At 42.3% G+C, this 9,860-nt stretch carries 7 protein-coding genes; 4 read left to right on the top strand and 3 right to left on the bottom strand.

Translation table 11 applies throughout. The annotated features are described in order from the left end of the window. The first annotated feature begins 163 nt into the window (after positions 1-163). The 3 genes from PN462_RS14095 (at position 164) to treY (ending at position 6,841) form a co-directional block, all read left to right on the top strand. Entirely contained in the window at positions 164-1,615 is a 1,452-nt protein-coding gene (locus PN462_RS14095; RefSeq protein WP_272129030.1) for an adenylate/guanylate cyclase domain-containing protein, read from the top strand. Positions 1,616-2,039: 424 nt separating this feature from the next. After that, on the top strand, positions 2,040-3,866 hold the full coding sequence (gene treZ / locus PN462_RS14090) for a malto-oligosyltrehalose trehalohydrolase (RefSeq protein ID WP_272129028.1): 1,827 nt from the start codon (positions 2,040-2,042) through the stop codon (positions 3,864-3,866). An 80-nt stretch (positions 3,867-3,946) separates the two neighbouring features. Further along, a complete protein-coding gene (gene treY / locus PN462_RS14085) occupies positions 3,947-6,841 on the top strand; it encodes a malto-oligosyltrehalose synthase (protein WP_443029175.1) in 2,895 nt (964 codons plus the stop codon). An 81-nt stretch (positions 6,842-6,922) separates the two neighbouring features. Here treY and PN462_RS14080 read toward each other — a convergent pair whose 3' ends face one another. The 3 genes from PN462_RS14080 to PN462_RS14070 form a co-directional block, all read right to left on the bottom strand. Continuing rightward, the gene (locus PN462_RS14080; protein ID WP_272129024.1) at positions 6,923-7,252 is read right to left on the bottom strand and encodes a hypothetical protein; all 330 of its coding nucleotides are present in this window, start codon (positions 7,250-7,252) and stop codon (positions 6,923-6,925) included. Positions 7,253-7,362: 110 nt separating this feature from the next. Beyond that, the gene (locus tag PN462_RS14075; RefSeq protein ID WP_272129023.1) at positions 7,363-8,532 is read right to left on the bottom strand and encodes a hypothetical protein; all 1,170 of its coding nucleotides are present in this window, start codon (positions 8,530-8,532) and stop codon (positions 7,363-7,365) included. Further along, positions 8,486-8,776, bottom strand: coding sequence for a hypothetical protein (locus PN462_RS14070; protein WP_272129022.1), 291 nt, complete (start codon positions 8,774-8,776; stop codon positions 8,486-8,488). The genes PN462_RS14075 and PN462_RS14070 overlap by 47 nt, the downstream gene beginning before the upstream one ends. 228 nt (positions 8,777-9,004) lie before the next feature. Here PN462_RS14070 and PN462_RS14065 point away from each other — a divergent pair, with 228 nt between their 5' ends. After that, a complete protein-coding gene (locus PN462_RS14065; protein ID WP_272129020.1) occupies positions 9,005-9,559 on the top strand; it encodes a hypothetical protein in 555 nt (184 codons plus the stop codon). Positions 9,560-9,860: the final 301 nt, after the last annotated feature.

Raw genomic sequence — 9,860 nt, 5'->3', positions numbered from 1 at the left:
TACTCGATGATGAACATGGCTTTATGCTACCACAATTAGCACAAAAAACATCAAGTTAATCTTGAAGGGTTATCTTCAGCTTCTGCCCAAAATTCATCCCGTCGCCGGAGGCGAGGGTCTTCTTTTGGAAGAAAGATAAAAAGAGAGATTTGAACCTCAACCTATGTCTAATCAGGATACCCAACCGCCCCTTTCCCTTCCTGTTACGGACGCACTAGACGCATTTTTTAATCTCTCACCAGATTTATTTTGTATTCGTGATGCTCAGGGATATTTCACCAAAATTAACCCGCGTTGGACAGAACAGCTAGGATGGACAGAGGGGGAATTACTGGAGCAACCTTGGATCGAATTTATCCATCCCGATGATCAACAAGCCACCTGGGAACGAGAAACCGAATTAAGTCCCGTCTCTCCTCCCCTGCGCTACAAAAACCGCTTTCGCTGTAAAAATGGGGGATATCGGTGGCTTGCTTGGCGTATTTCTCAAGATACCACAGGGCAGAGTTATGGCATTGCCCAGGATGTCACCGAAGAACAATGGCGCAAAAGTGCCGTTTATCGGGGAGGGGTACAGGAAGCCGTTAAATTGCGCGATCAAGCCATTGCGGCCAGTCGGGTGGGAATTGTCATCGCTGACGCAACATTGCCCGATATGCCCCTAATCTACGTCAATCCGGCCTTTGAACGCATTACCGGGTATTCCCCCGAAGAAGTGTTAGGGGTGAATTGTCGCTTTTTACAGGGAAAAAAGACTGACCCAGCCGACCTTAACCGCCTTCGGGCAGCCATTGGAGAGGGTCGCCACTGTACGGTTACTCTCCTCAATTATCGCAAAGATGGCACACCCTTTTGGAATGAATTGACCATTTCTCCCATTTATGATGATGCTAGGAATTTAACCCATTTTGTGGGCATTCAGGCGGATGTGAGCGATCGCATTATAGCCGATAAAGCCCTCCGCCTCGAAAAACACCGTTCAGAACGGCTTCTACTAAACATTCTCCCCAAACCCATCGCCGAACAACTGAAAAAATTTCAGGGAACATTGGCCCAACAGTTTGATGATGTCACCATCTTATTTGCGGATATCGTCAATTTTACCCCCATCTCCTCCCAGATGCAGCCCTTGGAGTTAGTCACCACCCTCAATCAAATTTTTTCCACATTTGATCGCATGGTGGACAAATATCACCTCGAAAAAATTAAAACTATCGGGGATGCCTACATGGTAGCCGGAGGACTCCCGTTACCCCAAGCGGATCATGCCACCGCTATAGCGGCCATGGCCTTAGAGATGCAGGAGAAAATCCAAACCTTTTTCACCCCCCAAGGCCAACCCTTCCAACTCCGCATCGGCCTCCACACGGGATCAGTGGTTGCAGGGGTAATCGGTATTAAAAAATTTATTTACGATCTTTGGGGAGATACCGTCAATGTGGCCTCACGGATGGAGTCTCAGGGAGAAGTTGGGAAAATCCAAGTCAGTATAACCACTTACGAATTACTAAAAGCACAGTATGATCTAGAAGAACGGGGCGTAATTTCTATCAAAGGGAAGGGAGAAATGACTACCTATTGGCTGAAGGGAACAAAATCATCTTCTCTAGAATAAGACTCAAGGGAAGTGTCGGTAGGGGAGATGGGGGAGATGGGGGAGATAGGGGAAAATCAATCACCAATTACCAATTACCTATCTATGCACAGATTACTATAGCGTCAATTAAAACGCTGGGATTTATCGTTCATACCGCTACAAACGGCAAAGAAGGCATTTTCGTTTTGAAGACTTATTGGCGAATTTGCCGACCCCTTCTTCGTCTTAAAAAGTCTTGGCAAATTTCCTATCTACGAGAAGTGAAATAGTTGATAGTGGATAGTTGAGAGTTGACGGTTGAACCACAAAGACACAAAGGACACAAAGGACACAAATGGAAGATGGAGAGAGTGGGCCTATAGGTCCCTGTTCCCTTGTCCACCAAAAATCAAGAACAAATCGGTAAAATAATAAACGACGTACAGCATAGGAAGTTCATTCTATGAAAGTGGGTAGTCAGTATTTGGGTGAAAACCGATGTGAGTTTAGGGTGTGGGCCCCGATGCGATCGCAGGTGGCCGTTCAGGTATTATCAGGAGACAAACGAGTGATCTCCCTCTCCCCTGAAAAAAATGGCTATTGGCACGGTATTCTGGAGGGAGTCTCCCCGAATACTCGTTATCAGTATCTCTTGGATGGGGAGTTAGAACGACCGGACCCTGCATCCCATTTTCAACCCCAGGGAGTCCACGGGCCGTCCCAAGTCATCGATCACAGTAATTTTACTTGGGAGGATAGTCAATGGCGGGGACTTGCCCTTGAAGAGTATATTATCTATGAACTGCACGTCGGCACATTCACCCCAGAGGGGACGTTTACGGCGATTATTCCCCGCTTAATGGAGTTAAAGTCGTTAGGGGTGAATGCCCTCGAAATTATGCCTGTGGCGCAGTTTCCGGGGACTCGGAATTGGGGCTATGATGGCACATATCTCTACGGGGTGCAAAATTCCTATGGGGGAGTGGAGGGATTAAAAACCCTTGTGAATGCCTGTCATAAGGTGGGAATGGCGGTTATTTTAGATGTGGTGTATAACCATTTTGGACCGGAGGGCAATTATCTCTGGGCCTATGGGCCGTATTTTACGGATACTTATCAAACCCCTTGGGGAGATGCGGTGAATTATGACCAAGCCTATTGTAATGAGGTTCGCAATTTCTTTATTGAAAATGCTCTCTATTGGTTTGAATTATATCACATTGATGCTTTACGGTTAGATGCGGTTCATGCGATTTATGATTTAAGCGCACAACCCTTTTTACAGGAGTTAGGAGAAGCGACGGATAGTTATAGTTTAACGGCACAATTTCCCCGTTATTTAATTGCTGAAAGTGATCTCAATGATGTACGGGTGTTACAGTCACGGGAAACCGGAGGGTTTGGTCATGCGTCCCAATGGTGTGATGATTTTCATCATGCTTTGCATACCCTGTTAACGGGGGAACAGGATGGCTATTATCAGGATTTTGGGGCGATTGAACAGCTTGCGACTTCTATGCAGCAGGGATATATTTATACGGGACAATATTCGGTGAATCGACAACGCAATCATGGGAATTTTCCTCGAAATTGTGATGGGTCAAATTTTGTGGTTTGTAGTCAGAATCATGACCAAATTGGCAATCGTTTGATTGGGGAACGGTTGGCGAATTTAGTTAATTTTGAGGGTTTAAAATTAGCTGCGGGGACGGTGTTACTTTCTCCCTTTATTCCGATGTTATTTATGGGGGAAGAATACGGAGAAGCGTCTCCCTTTATGTATTTTGTCAGTCATAGTGACCCGGACTTGGTTGCAGGGGTCCGTCAAGGCCGCAAGGAGGAGTTTCAGGGGTTTGGGTGGAAAGAGGAGGATATCCCCGACCCTCAAGGGACGAAGGTGTTTGAGGAGTCTGTGCTACGCTGGGAGAAGCAGGAGAGTGGGATGTATCGGGAATTGCGATCGCTGTATCAAACCCTCATCCAACTCCGCAAAGATAACCCCGCATTAGCATCCCGTGACCTCTCCCAACTGGACGCAACCCCCCACCCGGAACATCCCGTCCTCTTTCTCCATCGTCATCACTCCGAGGCGGCCATTTTTGCTATCTTTAACTATAAGCAGGATAAGGTTTCTGTTTCTCTCCCTCTCCCGATGGGAATATGGAACAAAATTTTAGACTCCTCAGACTCCCAGTGGGGGGGACAAGGCAGCGATTTGGCCCCACAATTATCATCTAACGTTACAATAACCCTTAATCCCTCTAGTTTTGTTGTGTACAGTAACACCTAACCTCGTTTTCTTTGTAGTTATTCCCCGTTTCTGAGTCAATCCCTACTCGTTGCAAACCTTATTCCCGACTTTGAACTATGATGCAAATTCCTTTAGCAACGTATCGTCTGCAATTTAGTCCCAGTTTTGACTTTCAAGCAGCAAAAGCGATTGTCCCTTATCTCGCAGAATTGGGGATTTCTCACCTCTATGCGTCCCCCATTTTTAAAGCAAAAACCGGGAGTACCCACGGATATGATGTGGTTGACCCCACGCAAATTAACCCAGAGTTGGGGGGGGAGGCTAAGTTTGAGAGTCTTTCGGCCAAGTTGCAGGAATTGGGGTTAAAATGGCTACAGGATATTGTCCCCAATCACATGGCTTTTGATAGTCAAAATACGACGTTGGTGGATGTTCTGGAGAATGGGCCGGATTCTCAGTTTTTAGATTATTTTGATATTAACTGGAATCACCCCTATGAGGGGATTAAGGGACGGGTGTTGGCCCCGTTTTTAGGTAAGTTTTATGGGGACTGTTTGGAGAGTGGAGAGTTAAAACTTCGCTATGAGGAACAGGGGTTAAGTGTGAATTATTATGACCTCAAGTTTCCTATTCGCATTGAGTCTTATACCCAGGTTCTCACCCATCAGTTAGACCGTTTGCGGCAAAAGTTAGGTCGGAAACATCCCGACTATGTGAAACTGTTGGGGGTGTTATACGGGTTAAAATATATCCCGTCGGGGGAAGAAGGCAATGAACGATACGACCAAATTGCCTTTATTAAAAGTATGTTGTGGGAACTCTGGAATGATAACCCCGATGTGAAACAGTTTATTGAGGAAAATATTGAGACCTTTAATGGAGAGGTGGGGAAACCGGAGAGTTTTAATTTACTAGAAACGCTACTAGCAGATCAGTTTTTCCGGTTATCCTTTTGGAAAGTAGGAAATGAGGAGTTAAATTATCGTCGCTTCTTTACGGTGAATGATTTAATTTCCCTACGAGTGGAAGATAAACGGGTGTTTGAACAAACCCATAAATTGATTTTGAAATTGGTTGAGGAGGAGAAGTTTCACGGGTTACGCATTGACCATATTGATGGAATTTATGACCCTGCGACGTATTTGTTTAGATTGCGCGATCGCGCCAATCATACCTACCTTACCATAGAAAAAATCCTCGAACCCCACGAAGAACTCCCCCTCAATTGGCCCATCCAAGGAACAACAGGATATGATTTTCTCAATACCATAAATGGGTTATTTTGTCAACAGGAAAACGAAAAAGAATTTAATCGTATTTATCAACGGTTTATTAGTGCGCGGATGTCCTGTGAGAAACTAATAGACGATAAAAAACGCTTAATTATCGGTAAACATTTAGCGGGAGATATAGACAACCTTGCACATTTTCTCAAACATATTTCCGGACGCTATCGCTATGCTAGTGATTTTACCCTCTACGGGTTAAAATCGGCCTTAATTGAAATTATGGCCGTCTTTCCCGTTTATCGGACCTATATCAACAACGAGGAAATTAGTACCTCAGACCGCAATTGTATTAAACAGGTCATCCAACACGCAAGAGAAAATATCCCCATCTTCCTCAACGAATTAAATTTAATAGAAAAATTTCTCTTGTTGGACTTTGACGAGTATTTAACGGACGAAGAGAAACAACAATGGTTGCATTTTGTCATGCGACTGCAACAGTTTACCGGGCCATTAATGGCCAAAGGGGTAGAGGACACGGTATTATACATTTATAACCGTCTCATCTCCCTCAATGAAGTGGGGTCCCATCCCCAAATTTTTGGGAACTCTATCGACGACTTCCATCAATTTAATCAAAACCGAGTGGCCTACTGGCCTCACAGCATGAATGCGACGGCCACCCACGACATGAAACGGGGAGAAGATGTCCGGACACGCATCAATGTGTTATCAGAAATTCCCCAAGAATGGGAGGAAAAATTAAAACAATGGAAAGAAATGAATGCCTCCCAAAAAATGTGTATTGAGGGGTTAGATAGTCCGGACCCCAATGACGAATATTTCCTCTATCAAACCCTGTTGGGAACATTCCCCTTTGATATTGAAGCAGAAGGGTATGATACTTATATTCAACGGATCAAAGATTATATTATCAAAGCGATTCGGGAAGCGAAAGTGTACACCGCATGGTTAAAACCGGATACGGGATATGAGGACGGGTTCACCAAGTTTGCAGAACGGTTATTAAAACCGGGTAAGAAGAATGAATTTTTAGAGGATTTTTTGGCATTTCAAAAGAAAATCCAGCATTACGGGGTGTTCAATTCTCTGTCACAAATTCTCTTAAAACTTACCTCTCCAGGAGTCCCGGATATTTACCAAGGGACGGAGTTATGGGATTTAAGTTTAGTGGACCCTGATAACCGTCGTCCGGTGGATTATAAGTTGCGGACGAAGTTGTTAAGGGGGATAAAAAAAGGTCTAGACAAAGACACTCCTGCTTTGTTGACGGAGTTATTAAAAAATCCTGCGGATGGTCGGGTGAAATTGTTTTTAATTTACCAACTTTTACAAGTCCGTCAGCAGTATAGTGAGTTATTCCAACGGGGAGATTACCAAAAATTAACGGTGATTGGCAGTTGGCAGGAACATATTGTTACATTTTCCAGGACTTGGGGAGAGACGACATTAATTGCGATCGCGCCTCGTTTCTTAACCCGTTTAATCAAAGAAAACGAACTCCCCTTGGGAGAACATATCTGGCACGAAACCCGCATCTCCCTCCCACCGGGGTCTTCTCGACGTTGGAAAGATTTAATTTCAGGACAAACCTTAAACAGTGAGGATACATTATTGATCCGTGATATTCTTTCCCAGTTCCCGGTTGCCTTGTTGGTCAATCAGGAAGAAGGAGGGAAAGGAGGACTCCCGAAAGATACGGAGGAAGAGGCAACTGTGACACCTCTAGAAAAACCGTCCAAAACTCGGAAAAAGGCAGCGTAGGGGCATCTTTAGCAGTAGGGATGTTTCATCAAACATCCCTACAGGGATTTTGTCGTCACCCTTGTTGTATTTCAGATTAGGTTATTCTTTCTTATTGTTTTTAACCATCAACATCAGTAAAGCAGTAGGAACACCTGCAACAACTACACCAATTGCCCCATACATCACTTGTTTTTCGACAGTAGCACGTTGGTCAACCTGTGAAAAAGTCCTGTAACCTTGTCCAGAAAACCTTTCTCGGTTTCTCATCGAATTACAAACCATATCACCCGCACTACAATTTCGAGAGCTTCCCCTACCGGGAATACTCTCTATAAGACTATAGGAAACGGGAGAAGCAAGAAACACTCCAATCACTCCTCCAATAATTGAGGAGAAGGCAATAGTGATAAATTTTTTGGGAATAGTCATAGTGATTTTGATGTAATTCGCTGTGAAGTTTTATGAAAATTTTTAAATTTTTTACTGTTAGTAGATAAAAAACTATTTGGCTAGATTTCACAAAATTCACCAATTTTGATTTAATCTCGATCAGGAATATTACACTCAGGACATTCTCCAAAATACCACTGATTTTCTTCAGTATTATACCAAGAACTCCATACTTCATCACTGCTATACGAATTATTTACTAAATCTTCTTCCTGTGTTTCTTGCATATTATGCAAATGTCTATCAAATTTTTTAAGAGTATTCCAGAGCTTTTCTTCTGAATCTTTTTCAGCATTCCAAACTTCTTCAAAAGTAGCTGTAGAATATTCTCTATCATCATTGTATATCCTTGCGTAAACTGTACTAATTTCTCCAGAAAAGAATGTAGCAATATAAGCGGAAGGTCTTTTGATCCAATCATAACCATAAGCACGTCCATTATAATATTCAACGACTACATCACTACCACCCGGTATATGTGACCAGATATGGGTTCGACTATTACGGGAAACCCATAGTACATTATTAATAAGATGTTCTGGTAAACCAATATAAACATGATGAATATCTTTATTACTATTTAACCTTTGTTGATATAGTTTCGGTTTGTAATTACCTCTTCTAGAGCGTTTTCGTCTTTGAGTACCTCTTCTAGTACGTTGAGAGTGATTCTGAATTTGTTCTTGTTCTTCTACTTCTTGTTTATAACGGATTTGTTCATTACGCTTTTGCTGTAGTTCATGTTGACGTGCTGAACCAAGTAAAGAAATTGTTATATGATCTAGCCATTCAGGTAAAGAAGTATCAATATTATCCCAAATTTTTTCAATATAAACAATTAATTCATCTTTGTAATGTTCAGGAATATCTTGTACATCTAGCCAAATTTCACTTGCTTTTGCACACTTTTCTTTTGCATTTTTTTTTAGAACACTATCATCAATTTCGTACCAAAATTCAACATCTTTTGATAAACCAGAATCTAGCTTTTCAGCAAGTTCAGGATAATCATACTTAATTTTCTTGATATGAAACCAAGTCCTTTTTTTAGGGTACTTATTTAAAGTACAAGTTACAAAGCCAAATCCTCTTTTTGTGTTGTATTGATCAATATAACCAAAATCAATTTTCATGTCTTTAATTCTCAATGTAATACTCAAATTAAATAATAAAAATCTTAGCAGCTTAAAATATAATATAAAGAAAATATTATCATCTGCCAAAAATGCCAGCAAATAAATATTTTTGATAAGTTTCAAAATGTCCCATTATAAGTGCTAATGTAGAATTTATTAAAGACTGAATCCTTACATGGCTGGTTGTCGTTAATTTACTAGGACTACCATAATTATCAAATTTTTCTTTACAATGCTCAATAGAGTTTTTAGCAGTGACACAAAAATCGAGGAAAGCATTGGCAGGACAATCAATATAGTCATTGTGCTTCGGATGACCTTCAACTACTTCAGAATTAGGAAACAAATAGTCATTGATATCAAGCATAATATCCTCACCAATTAATTTCTTCTGTAACTCGCCAAAGTGTGTAATACTTTGTTACAATGCTTTTGGTTATTGGTCTGATAACATTGTGTCTTCAGTCTTAGCTATCTCACAAGTCGGAGGAAGGCGGATTAAGACGGGGATTTTCTTGAAAAAATGTTGAAAGGGCGGATAATGACGGAATAAGGCGGATTATTCACGGAGTTTAGAGGGGTCAATCTGAGAGGGATGGACTGGCAAGCGGTGTTATCGTCAATTGATGAGTTGGTCTTTCAGCAGACGGGAAAACACTTGGATAGTCTGCAAGTGACCATTCTGAAAGGGGTTCTCGATGGCCAGAAGTATGCAGAGATTGCAGAACAGTACAAATGCACGATGGGTCATGTGAAGGATGAAGGGTACGAACTCTGGCAGATGTTGTCTAAAGTATTAGGGGAAGATGTTAATAAGTCTAATTTTCGTGCTACGGTAGAACGTTTGGGATTTGCAAATTATCACTCTCCTATTATCGGCAATGATGCTCCTATCATTGGTAATGAAGTTCGTGTTGGTCATTTCAATTTTTGTTCTAATCTAGAAGCCAAACAAACAGAAACTCAAGAAGATCAGGAAATAGAGAGAGAACCAGCAGATTCAGTGCCTCATGAAGAGACAGTTGAAGAAGTATTGCGGGAGAGTAAGTTAACCGCGATTCCCCAGTTAGTACAATTAGGGTTAACCGAGGAGCAAATTGCAGAGGTTTTGCAGTTACCGCTACAGGATGTACAAGCCTTTATGGAATAGCGTATAAGCATTTAGCCCTCAGCATAAGCGCGAGAGTATGTTCGTTTTAAGAGTCGCGGCTGATAGCTGACGGCTGACGGCAACTCCAAACCGCTATATCTCATTCCCACCTTGACTATCCTTGTGAAGTCTTAATCATTGTAAGGTGGGCATTGCCGACCCAGCCCTGTCAAGGTGAGGAATGGTAGAACGAGACACCGTTGTTTCAGACACTTGTGAGAGACATTTTCTCCCCCTCTCCCAAGGTTGGGAGAGGGGGTTGGGGGGTGAGGGCGACTCCAAACCGCCATATCTCGTTACC

It is taken from the genome of Spirulina sp. CS-785/01 (genome assembly GCF_028330525.1).
Taxonomy (GTDB): Bacteria; Cyanobacteriota; Cyanobacteriia; order Cyanobacteriales; family Spirulinaceae; genus JAQMSD01.
This window is presented reverse-complemented; position numbering and strand designations above follow the sequence as displayed.